The sequence below is a fragment of the Pseudomonas sp. ACM7 genome, assembly GCF_004136015.1.
GTDB classification, from domain to species: Bacteria; Pseudomonadota; Gammaproteobacteria; order Pseudomonadales; family Pseudomonadaceae; genus Aquipseudomonas; species Aquipseudomonas frigoris.
On sequence record NZ_CP024866.1, the window covers coordinates 1,604,203 to 1,618,800 of the forward strand.

Genomic DNA, 14,598 nt, shown 5'->3' on the forward strand with positions numbered 1-14,598 from the left:
GCCTTATCGAAACTCCTCTCAAGTTTATGTGCAAAAGCCCACACGCCTCTCAGACCCATTATTTTTCGTTTAGCTGTAACTTGAAATGGCACGACAAAACTGTTGGCAGTGCATACACACCAACAAAACTTACATCTTAAATAGCGCGCAAATTCAAAAGGATATGAATATGCAAAAACCACCAAAACCACCACAGGAAAATAACTCGAGGCCAGGTTTTCTCGAAATAACTACACCTGTACATACAGTAGGCGTCGCACCCGATCATTTTATACCCCCGCCTAGAAGTGAAACTCGTTTGCAAGCAGGTCCATTTGGGCCCGGTGTTTCGACTTACAATCAAAATCGAGGCACCGTAATAAATACGACGAAGGCACTGGAGCAGGAATATCAGACCAGGTCCAGCGAACTACCGCAAACCATCGAGGCAGAACTGGTAGCGACCCGACATGAAGGTCCAACGGACCCGGTTCCGCCATTGCAATCAATCGTTCGGGAATTAGGCGCACTGAATAAACTTACAGCACGTAAAACCGCAGAGTTCCACAGTAAAACAGCCACTGCCAATATGTTTTATGGCGGTGATCCATTTAACCGGCATATCAATGAATTCATGATCCAAGCCACTAAGATGGAGAAGTGGCCGGGACCGAATGGCATTGCCATGCAGGCCTTGAATCAATCGCTCAGAGCCGCGATCGATGCCAGATTGCTGTCTCAAACCTTGCAGTCGCTCCACCAGCGAACAGTCAATCTTCAACACACCCTCAGTGCCATGCAGGCCGCTGAACAGACGCGATTAGCGGCGGAACAAGAAGCACAACGAGTAGCTGCCGAGCGCGCCCGGATTGCAGCTGAACAGCAAAGGCAGAGGGACATTGCCGATGCGGCACGCCGAGAGCGGGATGCTTTTATTGCTCGTAAGCAGGCACGGCTTGCAGCCCTAAGTGAGGCTAGGCGTCTTGCCAAGGAACAAGCACAAACTGCCGCTGAAGCTGCGCGCCAAGTGGCTGCAGAACAGGCACGCCTGGAAGCGCAAGCAGAACCCTTGCGCCGGGCAGCTGAGGCTGAGGCTGAGAAATCACGCATAGAACGAGCGCACCGAACTCAAAAAGAGCAGCGAGAACGTCAGCGTGAAAACGCACTACGCACAGAGCGGGACGTGTCTCGCCAACAAGCTGAGAAAAACCGCCGAGAAAGGTTATTCCAGGCAGTGCTGGAAGCGCAGGAAAAAAGGCGACAGCAGGCATTGCTGGATGCTCAGGCCGAACCGGAACGACTTGCAGAACAAGCGCGACTGAAATCCCGGTGGCAAGCTCAGACTGAGGCACGCTGGGAAAATCCCGAATTCGCCCACTACGGTTCAATGGCGGCATTCGGCCCAACGTTTACCGGCACACTAGGAACTGTCGGCGTTAGTCCCGCGACCTCCTTGGCGCTCAGGACCGCGTTACGTGCAGCGGTATCCGCGGTTATCGCTGCACTCGCGTCAGTAGCAGCGCCGGTACTGGTCGGGTTCGCCGCCCTATCGGTTCCCTCCAGGCTGGGTAACGGTGATCTTTTCTCTGTAAGTGTTCCGCTGTCAGAACTCGCTCCTGATTCAACTGCCGACCTGTTCGAACTGGCAGCCGTCGGAGGGGAAATCGACCTGCCAGTGAGACTCGGTTCGAGGACGATAGGCAACAGGGTAGAGATCGTCGTTGTTACCACTGACGGAGTGACAGTACCCGCCAGAGTGCCGGTAAGGCTTGCTCACTTTGACGCGCGCAAGAATGTCTACGTATCCAGCAGCACCGTCTCCAACGGTCCCGTCATCACCTGGACGCCGCTGGTAGAACCGCTGGATCCATCAACGGAATCCCCGCTGATCGACACTGACCTGCCGATCTATGAAGGCGCTACCGTCACCCCCGACACGGGGCGAATCGATCCGTTTCCAGAGCTGGATCGCTACGGGTTTGGTGGCTTCATCACCGTCTTTCCGATCGACTCCGGGATCCCTCCGACATTCACGATGTTCAGGGATCGGCGGCAGGATCCAGGTGTTGCCAGTGGCGCCGGACAACTAGTTTCCGGAAACTGGTTGGGTGCAGCCTCGACGGGAGATGGAGCGCCAATTCCGATGCAGATTGCAGATAAATTTCGAGGACGGGAGTTTTCGAGTTTTAAAGCGTTTCGCAGAGTATTTTGGAAGGCCGTGGCAAATGACCTATTTCTGATTGATCAGTTTACCCAACTCAACAAAATTGACGTGAGAGATGGTCTATCACCAAGTGCCCTCCCCTCGGAGCAAGTCGGTGGACGGAAGAAGTTTGAGATCCATCACGTCAAGCCTATCAGTGAAGGCGGTGCAGTTTACGACATAGATAATCTTCGTATACTGACACCAAAGCAGCACATTGAAATTCATTCCAGAAAAGGAGAAATATGAAATGGAACTAAAAAATAAATTCGAAGAATACACAGAATCCGAATATCTGAATGTTATCAATCGCTTGTTCCAAGGAAAATTTTCATCAGAGAAAGAACACGATGCATTTGTTGACAACATCGTAAGCACTTCAGAACATCCAAACGGCACAGGCGTTTTGTATTATCCAGAAGAAGGTGTTGAAGACAGCCCTGAAGGAGTATTAGAAGCCATTAAAACCTGGCGAGCAGCCAACGGCAAACCAGGCTTCAAATCTGAATAACAAACCAATTGGGGCAAGAGCACGCTCTTGCCCCAACTGAGGCAATTTTAACGGCGCTATATCAAGCCAACCAGTGAAAACGGGTCGGTCTACGACATAGACAAACTTCGTGCTCTGAAACCAAAAGCCGCATATCCAAAATCACTCAGAAAAAATAGCAATTCAACATGATTTTAAAAAGCAAGTTTGAAGATCACACAGAGCACGAGCACCTAATCCTTGTAGGCTTATTATTTGAAGGAAACTACTCATCAGAGGATGAGCACGACAACATCTTTTAAAACATAATCAGCACTTCTGAACACCCCAATGCATCAGACGTATTGTGCCACCCAGAAGAGGGTGTGGAAGACAGCCCAAACGGCGTAATAAATATCTTCAAGCAATGGCGGGCCGCCAACGGAAAACCTGGCTTTAAGCCCGAATAATTTAACCACTTGGGGCAAGAGTTTGCTTTTGCCCCTCTGAGACATAAAAACTTGCTGTACATAACCGGTTACGCTAAGCAGCTGGGTCTATGACATAGACAACTTCGGGTGATGACGCCGAAAACGCATATCAGCACTCACTCCAATACAAAAGGAGAATGAAATGAATCTTCGTAGCACACTGGAAGAATACACAGAAGACAAATACTTAGACCTCGTCGAGTGTTTATTCGAGGGCAATTACTCATCCGAAGCCGAGCATGATGCAATTGTCGAAAACATTGTACTCACGTCAGAACACCCTGACGGCACAGGCGTTTTATATGACCCAAGAGAGGGTGTTGAAGACAGCCCGATCGGTGTAATAAACGCAATAAAACAATGGCGTTCGGCCAACGGAAAGCCTAACTTCAAAACTGAAACAAAGTAATCCAAACAAAGAAGCAAGCATTCGACTTCAGTTCCGACTATCAAGAACCAGCAAGGTCAAAAAAACAGTGACCTCGCTGGTTTCCATTAAATCGAATACTTCTGCAAATTCCCCATCATTTCCTTCAGCGCTTCAAGGTTGTCCTGCGGGTGCGCCGCGCCTTCGAAATCACAAATCTGCTGCCAATGCGCCGCCACATCTTCGGGTGAGAAACCGACCCGCGGATCAAACCCCGCGCCGAGGCTTCGTTCCCAGCGCACCTTGCCCATCCAGCCGCCACCGACTTCAAACAGCCCGGAGGTTTCCTGGCAGTTCTCGCTGGCGAGGTACACCACCAGCGGGCTGACCAGTTCCGGTTTGAGTTGTTCAAAGACTTGCGGCGGGATCAGGCCTTCGGTCATGCGGGTGCCGCCGGTGGGGGCGATGGCGTTGACCAGGATGTTGTTCTTGCGGCCTTCGATGGCCAGGGTGCGGGTCAGGCCGTAGAGGCCGAGTTTGGCCATTCCGTAGTTGGACTGGCCGAAGTTGCCGTAAATGCCCGAGGTCGAAGCGGTGAAGATGACGCGGCCGTAGTTTTGCTCGCGCAGGTGCGGCCAGGCGGCACGGGTAACTTTGTAGGCGCCTTCGACGTGGACGCGGTAAACCAGGTCCCAGTCGCCGTCTTCCATTTTGTGGAAGGTTTTGTCCCGCAGGATCCCGGCGTTGTTGACCACTACATCGACACGGCCGAAGGTGTCCAAGGCGTTCTGAACGATTTTGTCGCCGTCGGTGACGGAGTCATGGTTGGCCTCGGCGATACCACCGGCCTCGCGAATTTCGGCCACCACCCGGTCGGCCGCCGAAGCGTTTGCGCCTTCGCCCTGAGCCGAGCCGCCGAGATCGTTGACCAGCACTTTGGCGCCCTGTTTGGCGAACAGCAGCGCGTGGGCCCGGCCCAGGCCGCCGCCAGCACCCGTGATGATCACGACTTTATCTTCGAAGCGCACAGACTCATTCATTGGGGGACTCCAGCAGGCCAGGGGACAATGAGTCCGAGTGTCAGGCACGGCGACGCGGGTCACAATGAACTGGGGTGAGGCTGAATGGTGCGCGATAAGGCAGAGGGATAATCAGGAGCAGGCGGCCTTGCGCGGCGGTGAAACCAGCTGATCGCGAAACGCCAGATAGTGCTTGAGTACCTGCCCCGGCGCCTCGGTTTGCGGGTAGTGGCCGATGCCGGGCAACAAGACTGTGTCCGGGTTCGGGATCAGTTCCCGATAGCGCTCGACCATGTGCGCACCGGAAAACGGATCGACCTCACCATCGATCACCCGCAACTGCACTTCACCACGCTGCATCGCGCTGACCCAACGCTCGCGCTGGGCACGCCGCTCAGGGATGTAGGCGATCAATTTGTGCATGATCCGTGGCCCGTGATTGCTCTCGATCAGGCTCCAGAAATCATCCATTTCGCTCTCGGTGGGACGGCTCTGCGGACCGAAGATCTGCCGGAAACTCTTCACCAGACCGTCACGGGAAAAGGCTCGCCCGATCATCCAGCCCAAGGGGCTGAGCAGGAGTTTTTGCATCAGTATCGGACGATGGGTTTCGGGAAAGAGGCCGCCATTGAGGAACACACAGCTGGCAATATGGATGCGCGCTTCGTAATGCCGGGCCAACAGTTCCTGAGCCACGCTGTCGCCATAATCGTGGGCCAACAGGTGCACCGGCTGCTCAACCTTCACATGCTCCAGCAAGGCCTGTTGCAGATCAGCCTGCTCCAGCAGGCTGTATTCGTGGTCCACCGGTTTTGCGGAGTCGCCAAAGCCGAGCATGTCGCAGGCAATCACCCGATAGCGCTGGGTCAGCGGCTGCCAGAGGAAATGCCAGTCCCAACTGGCGGTCGGGAAGCCATGAATGAGCAACAGTGGCTCACCCTGCCCCGCCGTCCAGTAACGGATGGTCTGGCCACGGAATACAAACGTCTGGCCGCGTTTGCGCCAGACACACAGGGGGATCTCGGCGAGGGCCATTAGAGTTTATAACCCGCGTCTTGTTTATCGAGTTTGCGCAGCAGCGCTGGCCATGCGAGTGCGCCACCCATCCCTTGAGCACTTTTGGTGACGCCGGCGATCATTGCCTTGGCGCCTGCCAGAATCTGCGGTTCGATGGCGATCAACTCGGCGCCACCGTTCTGCGCCAGCACCTGGATATCGCAGGCGCGCTGGAAGGTAAACATCATCAGGAACGTATCGGCGATGGTAGCGCCGCAGGTCAGCAGACCGTGGTTGTGCAGCATCAGGAAATTGTTTTCGCCGAGGTCGGCTTGCAGTCGCGCCTTCTCTTCATGGTTAAGCGCAACACCTTCGTAGGCGTGATAAGCCAGGCTGGACAGGACAAACAATGATTGTTGGCTGATCGGCAAAATGCCTTGTCTCTGCGCCGACACCGCGACACCCGCCGCCGTATGGGTGTGCAGCACGCAGACGACATCGTGACGAACCTCGTGCACCGCGCTGTGGATGGTGTAACCGGCCGGGTTGATCTCGTAAGGGCTGTCCATCAGCTTGTTGCCGGCCTGATCGACCTTGACCAGGCTCGACGCGGTAATCTCGTGGAACATCAGCCCGAACGGGTTGATCAGAAAGTCTTCGGTACCGGGGACCTTGGCCGAGATGTGGGTAAAAATCAGGTCATCCCAGCCATGCAAGGCAACCAGACGATAGCAGGCGGCCAGATCGACGCGGGTCTGCCACTCGGCGGCGCTGACCTGGTCTTTGACACTGTGTGGTGATTGGACGGGGGCTACGTTCACGGCAAGGAACCTCTAATTTTTATTCTTGGGGTTTCTATTGTTACCGGCGTTACAGCAGTCTAGTCACGCCCCGGGAATCGTGTAGTTGCATTGGCAGCCAGCTTGATGGCCTAGCGAGTCAGTACGCCGATGATCCTGGATCCATGTCAAAGTACTGCCGCCAACAAGGGTGCGGCGAACAGATTCAGCAGCCCCGTCAGAACCATGACTAACCCCGCCACCGAGCCCTCTTCACCCCCCACTTCATGTGCTCGACTAACCCCGGCACCGTGCGCGCCGACGCCAAACAATGCCCCTCGAGCCAAGGCACTGCGCAGGGGCAACCACTTGAGCAGAATGCCGCCGAGCATCGCCCCGAACACCCCGGTGAACATCACAAACACCGCCGTCAGGTCCGGTACGCCGCCCAGCTCCTGGGCCAGCGGCATGGCAAAAGGCGTGGTGATCGAACGCGGCACCAGCGACATCGTCACCGAACTGTCCAGTGCCAGCGCCTTGGCCAACCCGAACGAACTGCCGATGGACGCCGCGCTGCCCGCCATCATCCCAAGCAACAACGCCGACCAATGCCGCATCAGCATCTGCCGTTGCTGCCAGATCGGTACCGCAAAAGCGACGGTGACCGGTCCCAATACCAGCATCAGCCAATGGGTGTTGCTCGAATATTCGGCATACGCGGTGTGCAGCGGCACGGCGAGTGCCAACAAAAGGGCCGGGACCAGAATCAGTGGCGACAGTACATAGCGACCAGTGCGACGGTAGATCCAGCGGCTGAATAAATAAGCCAGCAGCGTGAAGGCCAGCCAGAACATCGGCATCAGCTCAAGCTTCACGAGATCTCCTCAACCGCACCACCAGTTCCACGGTAAAGGCGGTCACCAGCATCACCATCAGCGTGCTGACGCCGATCACCAGCAAAATCCGCCAACCGTCGCTGCGCAGCAGACCGCCGTAATCGAGCAGGCTCATGAGCGCCGGAATGAAGAACAACAGCATCTCGGCCATCAACAGGCCGGCGCCCATTTGCAGCGCTGCCGGTTTGACCACACCCAAAGCGAACGCCAGCAGCAACAGCACCATGCCGATGACACCACCGGGAATCGGCCAGGAAAACCAAACGGCCATCTGGCAGCCGAGCAGATAGATGGCCAGCAGCACGGCCAATTCGGTCGCCAGTCGAGCCAAGCTTTTTAAGGTTGATGCGTTCATGTCTTCGGTCCTCACAGGTGCTCATTTTACGGAGCGGGCTGCTATACCCGAAGCGAATTGTTAGACTCGAAAACATTCCAAAATGGAATCAGGCAGATGGAATTCAAACAGCTACGCAGCTTCGTCGAAGTCATGCATCAGGGTGGCTTTACTCAAGCCGCCAAGACCCTGCACATCAGTCAATCGGCGGTGAGCAAACAGGTCGCTCAGCTGGAACAGAGCCTCGGCACTGCGCTGCTCGAACGCCAGGGTTCGCAGCTGCGCCTGACCGCCGCTGGCAGCGTGGTCCTGCAACGGGCCGAAGGCATGTTGCGGCTGCGCAACGAACTGCTCAGTGAGCTGGATGACTTGAGCCAACTGGCCCGCGGGGAATTGCGTCTGGGTTTGCCGCTACTGGGCAGCGACGCGCTGTTCGCCGGACTGTTCGCTGAATACCGGCGACGCTACCCGAACATCAGCATTCAATTGCTGGAGGGTGGCAGCCTGAACATCGAACAGGCCGTTTTGAGTGGAGAGTTGGAACTGGGTGGCAGCCTGTTGACGAAGGACCCGCAGTTCGCCTTCCAGCCATTCTGCGATGAGCCGCTGGACGCCCTGCTGCCGGCCGATCATCCGCTGGCGTCGAAGACGGTGATTGGCCTGGAGGAATTGGCCGACACGCCCTTCCTGCTGTATCAGCGCAGCTTCGTGCTCAACGACCGTTTGCTGCAAGCCTGCCAGCAGCTGGGGTTTACGCCGAAGGAAGGCGGTCGTAGCGGCCAGGCTGACTTTCTTGCAGCGCTGGTGGCGGCCGGTCAAGGCGTGGTGTTGTTGCCGCGCGTGGTGGCTCGCGGGCTGGTGCGGCCAGGCGTGGTGCGCCTGACCTTGAACGCGCCGAGTTATTTGCGTTGGGATATCGCCTTCATCTGGCGTCAGGGCGCGTACTTGTCAAAAGCTGCGCAAGCCTGGCTCGCCTTGCTGCGCGAGCGGCCGGTCAGCCCCGCAGAGCGCTGACCAGCTCCGCCAGCCAAGGCTCGGCGTCGGTTTCCGGCGTCACGCTTTCGCTGGCGTCCAGGCGCAGCATGGGCAGGACTTCGCGTAGGCCCAGTTCGCCGAACAATTCACGCATTTGCTCGCCGCCACCGCAGAACGTATCGCCGTAGCTCGCATCGCCCAGGCCAATCACGGCGCCCGGCAATCCACGCCAGGCAGCAGGCAACTGGTCGCGAATGGCGAAATACAACGGTTGCAGGTTGTCCGGCAACTCGCCCATGCCGGTGGTCGAGGTCACCGCTAGGAAGGCTTCGGGGCCAAAGGCCTGAACATCGGCGAGGCTCGCACGCGGGTTGTGCCAGGTTTCGAAACCCGCGGTTTTCAAAATGTTTGCGGCGTGGCGGGCGACTTCTTCAGCCGTGCCGTACACCGAGCCGGAAAGGATGGCGACTTTCATCAATCTGATCCTGAAGCTGAGTAAAAAGACGGGGGATATTAACAGCCGTGGCAAAAAAGCTGCGCTTGACTCTCAATTAACGCTGATGGCCAGTAGACAGTGATCAGTGTTCTTTTAGAATGCATCCCACAATCAAATTGGAAAGGACTCTCCGATGATTAACGCCCAACTGCTGCAAATGGTGATCAACGCTTCCAACGACGGCATCGTGATTGCCGAAAAGGAAGGCGAGCAGGACAACATCCTGATTTACGTCAACCCGGCATTCGAACGCCTGACGGGTTACACCAGCGAAGAAATCCTTTACCAGGATTGCCGTTTTCTTCAGTCCGGTGACGGAGATCAGGAAGCTCTCCCGTTGATTCGCGAGGCATTGAGCAGTGGCGGTTCCTGCCGGGAAATCCTCAGAAATTACCGCAAGGACGGCACGCCGTTCTGGAACGAGCTGTCCCTTTCGACGGTGAAGAACCCTGATGACGGACAGACTTATTTCGTCGGTGTGCAGAAAGACGTCACCCTTCAGGTCAAGGCGCAGCAGCGAGTCGCGCAATTGGAGGCGCAGTTGGCCGAGGTCCAGGCCGAACTTGCCGCACTAAAAGCGACGAACGGCGAAAACAAAACGAAGAATTGATTGTCATTAACTACAATCACCAGTGACTTTGTAACTATTTCTGTCGAGCAGATCATGCAACGCGACGCACTCCTGACCCAGGATGAGCTGGATTTTATCCAGACAATGCAACACAACCCGCAACTCAATGTGCGGGATGCGACGTCGAGCCTGCTCGTCAACGGTGGTTCGCAGATCCGTGACCTGCTCACGCGCCTTGCCGCTCATGAACAAGTCACCATCCAGGCCAACTTCGAAAATCAGCAAATGACCTTCCCGCTGCACCTGGTGGAAGACGAGTTTCATGCGCTGCATTTACGCCTCGGCGTCCCCAGCATCTATGAAGACGGACCGATGGTCCGGCCATGGCGCCTGGTACTCGAAGAACCGGTAGCGCTGGAGAATGCCAATGGCCAGCCCGGTACGATGTGGGTGCACGAAGTGTCGTTCAAAGGGGTCTTGCTGGAAGTTCGCAACAAGACCAAGCCGCCAAAGCATTTCGCCTTGTGGTTCAGCCCGTCTGGCTACGAGCGCATCGCGTTGCGCGGCACCTTCGAGAAAGAAACCGAGAGCGGCTTCTTTGCCTATCAGTTGAATCAGGGTGACAAGGACGAAACCGAGCGTCTGCGCCAGTACATCCTTCAACAGCATCGGCTGACGCATCCGGCCATGCATCTCTGATTCAAGTGTCCAGGTTGCCTGTCAGGAACTGTTTCAAACGCTGACGCATGACCAATCCTTCGTTACCCAGACATCCAATCGACGATCCAGCCAGGCTTTCCTGCACCAGATCGGACGCATCCCCCGCCAGCATCAACTGACAATCCAGGCTCAAGGCCAGGCGCTTCAATCGCCGTGGCAACTCGGGCGCAGGCGCGTGATTGGAAAACAGCACCAGCGCCTGGGCCTTGATTCGCTCGCAGACCAGGGTCAATTCGTCGAATGGCTGACCGATAGCCAACACTTGAATAGCCGAATCGACACTGCTCAGAAACAGCGCCGCTACCAGCACTTCGAGTTCACGACACTGATCGTTCAAGGCGCAGACAATCACCCGTCGCGGCTGCATGACACGCACCAGCAGCAGGCGTTGCAACACTCGAGAACGCAGAAAACCATCCAGGAAAAACCACTCGCTGGCCTGACCGAACGCTTCATGGCGCTGCTGCAATTGCTTCCAGAGTGGAAGCAGAATGTCCTGAAACACGACAGTCAGGGGATAACTGGAAAAGATCTGTCCATAGACCTGCTCCAGTTGAACCTCGTCAAAGGCATTCACCGCCACCTGAACCTGTTGCTTCCATTGCATGTAGTCAGCGTGTACGAGTTCATTCGGGATGATGTGCGACAGGGCCTGAAGCGGGGCAGTCCTGGCCAGTATCTTGCCGACTTTACTGACAGCAACGCCGCGTTCGATCCAGCCGATGATGCTGCGGACCCGATCGATATCGGTCATCGAATACAGTCGGTGTCCACTTTCGGTGCGCGTGGGCTGTATCAGTCCATAACGTCGTTCCCATGCGCGTAGCGTGACCGGGTTGACCCCGGTCAGGCGCGCCACTTCGCGAATCGGAAACAGCTCTTCCTGTTCGAGAGGAGTTTCGGGCTGCATTACACGGACAACGTCAGTTGGCACAGGCATTTTATAATTCTACGTCCATGTATAAATTGGATCCCATTCTACCTCCGCTGCCCCCATACCATTCAAGACGTTGATGGCGACGAATGTCACTGACGTTCCAGGCAGAATCAGGAATAATCCTTGCTTGTTCCAAGACGCAGCCCACCACCCCGGCGCTGCGCCTGGCGAAACTCCTATCCGGAGCGACGCGATTGTCATACGGAGATACAAAATGTCTACTTCACCCGTCACGCTGATGGTTGCGCGCCGCGTCGCCGATGGGCGTTATCAAGACCTGATCGCCTGGTTGCGCGAAGGCGAACAACTGGCCACCGATTTTCCCGGCTACCTCGGTTCTGGCGTGCTCGCTCCGCCGCCCGACGATGACGAATTCCAGATTATTTTCCGCTTTGCCGACGAGCAGACGCTGCACGCCTGGGAGCATTCTGTATCGCGCACCGCATGGCTGGCACGCGGCAGCGACTTGTTTGCCCATCCAACGGAACATCGTGTCAGCGGCATCGAAGGCTGGTTCGGCGCGGCCGGCCAGCGACCACCACGCTGGAAACAGGCCGTGGCGATCTGGTTGGCATTCTTTCCGGTTTCCCTGCTGTTCAACTTTATCCTCGGGCCGTTGCTGAGCGACATGGGTCTGCTGAGCCGGGTGTTCATCAGCACCTTGTGCCTGACCCCGCTGATGGTCTACTTCTTCATTCCGCTGTCGACCCGCCTGCTGGCCAACTGGCTGAACACCGCTGCGACCCGACGTTTGCCCGCCGAGCCCTCCACCCAAAACCACTGATCCCCATGTGGGAGCGAGCTTGCTCCGGGCGGCGATCCGACGATGAGGCCATAACATTCAACATCTTTGTTGGCTGTGATACCGCCATCGCGAGCAAGCTCGCTCCCACAGAGGAAGCCCCACGGTAGGTGAATGCCGCCGCGCGCTGGTATAGTTTTGCTCTTACCGCGACGCGAGCCGTTCATGACCTCTTTCGTAGCCCCAATTCTCATCACCGGTGCCGGCCAACGTGTCGGCCTGCACTGCGCGCAGCGTTTGCTCGAGGATGGCCAGCCGGTGATCTTCAGCTACCGCAGTGAACGCCCCGGCGTGCAAGTTCTGCGCGACCTGGGGGCGACCGCGGTGTGTGCCGACTTCTCCACTGAAGCCGGAATCTTCGCGTTCATCAGCGAACTGAAAAACCACACCGACAGCCTGCGGGCGATTGTCCATAACGCCTCCGAATGGCTGGCCGAAACCCCGGACACCGACGCCACCGCCTTCACCCGCATGTTCAACGTCCACATGCTGGCGCCCTACCTGATCAATCTGCATTGTGCCGACTTGCTGCAACGCTCAAGCCCGGCGGACATCGTGCACATCAGCGATGACGTAACCCGCAAGGGCAGCAGCAAGCACATTGGCTACTGCGCCAGCAAAGCCGGGCTCGACAGCCTCACCCTGTCCTTCGCCGCGAAATACGCGCCGACAATCAAGGTCAACGGTATCGCCCCAGCCCTGCTAATGTTCAACCCCGACGACGACGCGGCGTACCGCGCCAAGGCACTGGCCAAGTCTGCGCTGGGTATCGAACCCGGCTGCGAAGTGATCTACCAGAGCCTGCGTTATTTGCTCGACAACCCTTATGTCACCGGCACGACCCTGACCGTCAACGGCGGACGGCACATCAAATAAGCGGCCCCCGCGAGGATGTTCCATGACGTTATCCCTGTCCCAGAGCTACCGCGAGATCCTCATCGGCCTCGGTGAAAACCCCGACCGCGAGGGCCTGCAAGACACCCCGGTTCGCGCGGCAAAAGCCATGCAGTACCTCTGCCATGGTTATGAGCAAAGTGTCGAAGAGATCGTCAACGGCGCGCTGTTCGCTTCCGATGCCGATGAAATGATCATCGTCGACAACATCGAGCTGTACTCGCTCTGCGAACATCACATGCTGCCCTTCATCGGCAAGGCGCATGTGGCTTATATTCCAACGGGCAAAGTGCTGGGCCTGTCGAAAATTGCACGACTGGTGGACATGTTCGCCCGTCGCCTGCAAATCCAGGAAAACCTCACTCGGCAAATCGCCGACGCGGTGCAGCAAGTGACCGGTGCTGCGGGCGTCGCGGTGGTCATCGAAGCCAAGCACATGTGCATGATGATGCGCGGCGTCGAGAAACAGAATTCGACCATGAACACCTCGGTGATGCTCGGCGCCTTCCGCGAGTCGAGCAACACCCGACAGGAGTTCCTGCAATTGATTGGACGGAGCAAGTAGCAATGCCACAACTTCAACCAGGAACGGCACGCATCCGGGTCAAGGACCTGTGCCTGCGGACCTTCATCGGGATCAACGAGGATGAAATCCTCAACAAGCAGGATGTACTGATCAACCTGACCATCCTGTATGCCGCTCAAGAAGCGGTGCGTGACAACGACATCGATCACGCGCTGAATTACCGCACCATCACCAAGGCGATCATCGCCCACGTGGAAGGCAATCGTTTCGCCCTGCTCGAACGCCTGACTCAGGAAATTCTCGATCTGGTCATGGCCAACGAATCGGTGTTGTACGCCGAGGTCGAAGTCGACAAGCCCCACGCCCTGCGATTCGCCGAGTCGGTGTCGATTACCCTGGCTGCGAGCCGCTGACCGTCTGGCACATTGCTCGTCAGACTTTTATCATCCGCGCACGATTTGATTGCACAGAGCCCGCCATGACCGATCAACAACGCCTGGAACTTGAAGCCGCCGCCTTTCGCCGGCTGGTCGCCCACCTGGACAGCCGCAAGGATGTGCAGAACATCGATCTGATGAACCTCTCCGGTTTCTGCCGCAACTGCCTGTCCAAGTGGTACAAGGCCGCTGCCGACGAACGCCAGATCGAGGTCAGCCTCGATGACGCCCGCGAAGTGGTTTACGGCATGCCGTACGCCGAGTGGAAAGCCCAATACCAGCAAGAAGCCAATGCCGAACAACAAGCGGCGTTCGCCAAAGGAAAACCCAATGAGTGATTTGAACACCCTGCGCGCCAGCCTCAAGAGCGGCGAACACGTTTTTGCCGACACCCTGGCGTTCATCGCCGCCGGCTACGACTATCAGCCTCAGGCTTTCAACAACGGCGGCGTGGAAAACGCAGCCGGGCAGAACGAAGGCTCGTGCAAGACCCTGGGTCTGGCGCTGCTGGAAGGCTTGAGCGATGAAGAAGCGCTGCTAGCGTTCGGCGAGCATTACCGTTCGGTGGTGGCGACGCCTGAGGGCAGCGATCACGGTAATATCCGCGCGTTGATTGCACATGGTCTGGCGGGTGTGACGTTCGCGAAACAGCCGCTGACTCGCCGCTGACTCAAAATCAAAAGATCGCAGTCTCGTTTCACTCGACA

General features: G+C 56.9%; 20 protein-coding genes. 13 read left to right on the plus strand and 7 right to left on the minus strand.

All coding sequences use genetic code 11. From position 1 onward, the window contains the following. Positions 1-85: 85 nt before the first annotated feature. The 4 genes from CUN63_RS07610 to CUN63_RS07625 all read left to right on the plus strand — a co-directional run bounded on the left by CUN63_RS07610 (position 86) and on the right by CUN63_RS07625 (position 3,551). Positions 86-2,431, plus strand: a complete 2,346-nt coding sequence (locus tag CUN63_RS07610; protein ID WP_256657675.1) for an S-type pyocin domain-containing protein — start codon at positions 86-88, stop codon at positions 2,429-2,431. 1 nt (position 2,432) lies between these two features. Further along, positions 2,433-2,693, plus strand: coding sequence for a bacteriocin immunity protein (locus CUN63_RS07615; RefSeq protein WP_129438392.1), 261 nt, complete (start codon positions 2,433-2,435; stop codon positions 2,691-2,693). Between the two features lie 287 nt (positions 2,694-2,980). Beyond that, on the plus strand, positions 2,981-3,121 hold the full coding sequence (locus CUN63_RS32085; protein WP_256657747.1) for a bacteriocin immunity protein: 141 nt from the start codon (positions 2,981-2,983) through the stop codon (positions 3,119-3,121). 163 nt (positions 3,122-3,284) lie between these two features. Next, the gene (locus tag CUN63_RS07625) at positions 3,285-3,551 is read left to right on the plus strand and encodes a bacteriocin immunity protein (RefSeq protein WP_129438395.1); all 267 of its coding nucleotides are present in this window, start codon (positions 3,285-3,287) and stop codon (positions 3,549-3,551) included. A gap of 86 nt (positions 3,552-3,637) precedes the next feature. Here the strand turns inward: CUN63_RS07625 and CUN63_RS07630 are convergent, their stop codons facing one another. From CUN63_RS07630 to CUN63_RS07650, 5 genes are all read right to left on the minus strand, one after another. Beyond that, positions 3,638-4,549 (minus strand): SDR family oxidoreductase, encoded by a 912-nt coding sequence (locus CUN63_RS07630; protein ID WP_129438397.1) that lies wholly within the window; start codon positions 4,547-4,549, stop codon positions 3,638-3,640. A gap of 111 nt (positions 4,550-4,660) precedes the next feature. After that, positions 4,661-5,563, minus strand: coding sequence for an alpha/beta fold hydrolase (locus CUN63_RS07635; protein ID WP_129438399.1), 903 nt, complete (start codon positions 5,561-5,563; stop codon positions 4,661-4,663). After that, on the minus strand, positions 5,563-6,345 hold the full coding sequence (locus CUN63_RS07640) for a class II aldolase/adducin family protein (RefSeq protein ID WP_129438401.1): 783 nt from the start codon (positions 6,343-6,345) through the stop codon (positions 5,563-5,565). Before CUN63_RS07640 ends, CUN63_RS07635 begins: the two co-directional genes overlap by 1 nt. A gap of 146 nt (positions 6,346-6,491) precedes the next feature. Continuing rightward, entirely contained in the window at positions 6,492-7,178 is a 687-nt protein-coding gene (locus tag CUN63_RS07645) for an LrgB family protein (protein ID WP_129438403.1), read from the minus strand. Then, on the minus strand, positions 7,168-7,554 hold the full coding sequence (locus CUN63_RS07650) for a CidA/LrgA family protein (RefSeq protein WP_095129416.1): 387 nt from the start codon (positions 7,552-7,554) through the stop codon (positions 7,168-7,170). The genes CUN63_RS07645 and CUN63_RS07650 overlap by 11 nt, the downstream gene beginning before the upstream one ends. Positions 7,555-7,650: 96 nt before the next feature. Between CUN63_RS07650 and CUN63_RS07655 the strand changes: the two genes are divergently transcribed. Next, on the plus strand, positions 7,651-8,547 hold the full coding sequence (locus CUN63_RS07655) for a LysR family transcriptional regulator (protein ID WP_129438405.1): 897 nt from the start codon (positions 7,651-7,653) through the stop codon (positions 8,545-8,547). Here the strand turns inward: CUN63_RS07655 and CUN63_RS07660 are convergent. Further along, positions 8,528-8,983 carry a flavodoxin gene (locus CUN63_RS07660; RefSeq protein ID WP_129438407.1) on the minus strand — a complete coding sequence of 152 codons (456 nt, stop codon included), beginning with the start codon at positions 8,981-8,983 and terminating at the stop codon, positions 8,528-8,530. The two genes, CUN63_RS07655 and CUN63_RS07660, sit on opposite strands and share 20 nt — an antisense overlap. Positions 8,984-9,137: 154 nt before the next feature. Between CUN63_RS07660 and CUN63_RS07665 the strand changes: the two genes are divergently transcribed. Together CUN63_RS07665 and CUN63_RS07670 are read left to right on the plus strand one after the other, a co-directional pair. Then, positions 9,138-9,614, plus strand: coding sequence for a PAS domain-containing protein (locus tag CUN63_RS07665; protein WP_129438409.1), 477 nt, complete (start codon positions 9,138-9,140; stop codon positions 9,612-9,614). A 54-nt stretch (positions 9,615-9,668) separates the two neighbouring features. Next, the gene (locus CUN63_RS07670; RefSeq protein WP_129438411.1) at positions 9,669-10,274 is read left to right on the plus strand and encodes a hypothetical protein; all 606 of its coding nucleotides are present in this window, start codon (positions 9,669-9,671) and stop codon (positions 10,272-10,274) included. A 1-nt stretch (position 10,275) separates the two neighbouring features. Here CUN63_RS07670 and CUN63_RS07675 read toward each other — a convergent pair whose 3' ends face one another. Further along, entirely contained in the window at positions 10,276-11,235 is a 960-nt protein-coding gene (locus CUN63_RS07675; RefSeq protein ID WP_129438413.1) for a MerR family transcriptional regulator, read from the minus strand. A 211-nt stretch (positions 11,236-11,446) separates the two neighbouring features. Between CUN63_RS07675 and CUN63_RS07680 the strand changes: the two genes are divergently transcribed. From CUN63_RS07680 to CUN63_RS07705, 6 genes are all read left to right on the plus strand, one after another. Continuing rightward, on the plus strand, positions 11,447-12,016 hold the full coding sequence (locus tag CUN63_RS07680) for an antibiotic biosynthesis monooxygenase (RefSeq protein WP_129438415.1): 570 nt from the start codon (positions 11,447-11,449) through the stop codon (positions 12,014-12,016). Positions 12,017-12,199: 183 nt separating this feature from the next. Beyond that, the gene (gene folM / locus CUN63_RS07685) at positions 12,200-12,910 is read left to right on the plus strand and encodes a dihydromonapterin reductase (protein WP_129438417.1); all 711 of its coding nucleotides are present in this window, start codon (positions 12,200-12,202) and stop codon (positions 12,908-12,910) included. Positions 12,911-12,932: 22 nt separating this feature from the next. Beyond that, a complete protein-coding gene (folE, locus tag CUN63_RS07690) occupies positions 12,933-13,493 on the plus strand; it encodes a GTP cyclohydrolase I FolE (RefSeq protein WP_129438419.1) in 561 nt (186 codons plus the stop codon). A gap of 2 nt (positions 13,494-13,495) precedes the next feature. Further along, on the plus strand, positions 13,496-13,867 hold the full coding sequence (gene folX, locus CUN63_RS07695) for a dihydroneopterin triphosphate 2'-epimerase (protein WP_129438421.1): 372 nt from the start codon (positions 13,496-13,498) through the stop codon (positions 13,865-13,867). Between the two features lie 65 nt (positions 13,868-13,932). Then, a complete protein-coding gene (locus tag CUN63_RS07700) occupies positions 13,933-14,229 on the plus strand; it encodes a DUF1244 domain-containing protein (RefSeq protein WP_008150700.1) in 297 nt (98 codons plus the stop codon). Continuing rightward, positions 14,222-14,560: a HopJ type III effector protein gene (locus tag CUN63_RS07705; RefSeq protein WP_129438423.1), complete on the plus strand. Its 339-nt coding sequence runs from the start codon at positions 14,222-14,224 to the stop codon at positions 14,558-14,560. The genes CUN63_RS07700 and CUN63_RS07705 overlap by 8 nt, the downstream gene beginning before the upstream one ends. The last annotated feature ends 38 nt before the right edge of the window (positions 14,561-14,598 follow it).

Coding starts and splice junctions, on each gene's coding strand:
- CUN63_RS07610 (WP_256657675.1), top strand. CDS start 86: ATGGCACGACAAAACTGTTGGCAGTGCATACACACCAACAAAACTTAC.
- CUN63_RS07615 (WP_129438392.1), top strand. CDS start 2,433: ATGGAACTAAAAAATAAATTCGAAGAATACACAGAATCCGAATATCTG.
- CUN63_RS07625 (WP_129438395.1), top strand. CDS start 3,285: ATGAATCTTCGTAGCACACTGGAAGAATACACAGAAGACAAATACTTA.
- CUN63_RS07630 (WP_129438397.1), bottom strand. CDS start 4,549: ATGAATGAGTCTGTGCGCTTCGAAGATAAAGTCGTGATCATCACGGGT.
- CUN63_RS07635 (WP_129438399.1), bottom strand. CDS start 5,563: ATGGCCCTCGCCGAGATCCCCCTGTGTGTCTGGCGCAAACGCGGCCAG.
- CUN63_RS07650 (WP_095129416.1), bottom strand. CDS start 7,554: ATGAACGCATCAACCTTAAAAAGCTTGGCTCGACTGGCGACCGAATTG.
- CUN63_RS07655 (WP_129438405.1), top strand. CDS start 7,651: ATGGAATTCAAACAGCTACGCAGCTTCGTCGAAGTCATGCATCAGGGT.
- CUN63_RS07660 (WP_129438407.1), bottom strand. CDS start 8,983: ATGAAAGTCGCCATCCTTTCCGGCTCGGTGTACGGCACGGCTGAAGAA.
- CUN63_RS07665 (WP_129438409.1), top strand. CDS start 9,138: ATGATTAACGCCCAACTGCTGCAAATGGTGATCAACGCTTCCAACGAC.
- CUN63_RS07670 (WP_129438411.1), top strand. CDS start 9,669: ATGCAACGCGACGCACTCCTGACCCAGGATGAGCTGGATTTTATCCAG.
- CUN63_RS07675 (WP_129438413.1), bottom strand. CDS start 11,235: ATGCCTGTGCCAACTGACGTTGTCCGTGTAATGCAGCCCGAAACTCCT.
- CUN63_RS07680 (WP_129438415.1), top strand. CDS start 11,447: ATGTCTACTTCACCCGTCACGCTGATGGTTGCGCGCCGCGTCGCCGAT.
- folM (WP_129438417.1), top strand. CDS start 12,200: ATGACCTCTTTCGTAGCCCCAATTCTCATCACCGGTGCCGGCCAACGT.
- folE (WP_129438419.1), top strand. CDS start 12,933: ATGACGTTATCCCTGTCCCAGAGCTACCGCGAGATCCTCATCGGCCTC.
- folX (WP_129438421.1), top strand. CDS start 13,496: ATGCCACAACTTCAACCAGGAACGGCACGCATCCGGGTCAAGGACCTG.
- CUN63_RS07700 (WP_008150700.1), top strand. CDS start 13,933: ATGACCGATCAACAACGCCTGGAACTTGAAGCCGCCGCCTTTCGCCGG.
- CUN63_RS07705 (WP_129438423.1), top strand. CDS start 14,222: ATGAGTGATTTGAACACCCTGCGCGCCAGCCTCAAGAGCGGCGAACAC.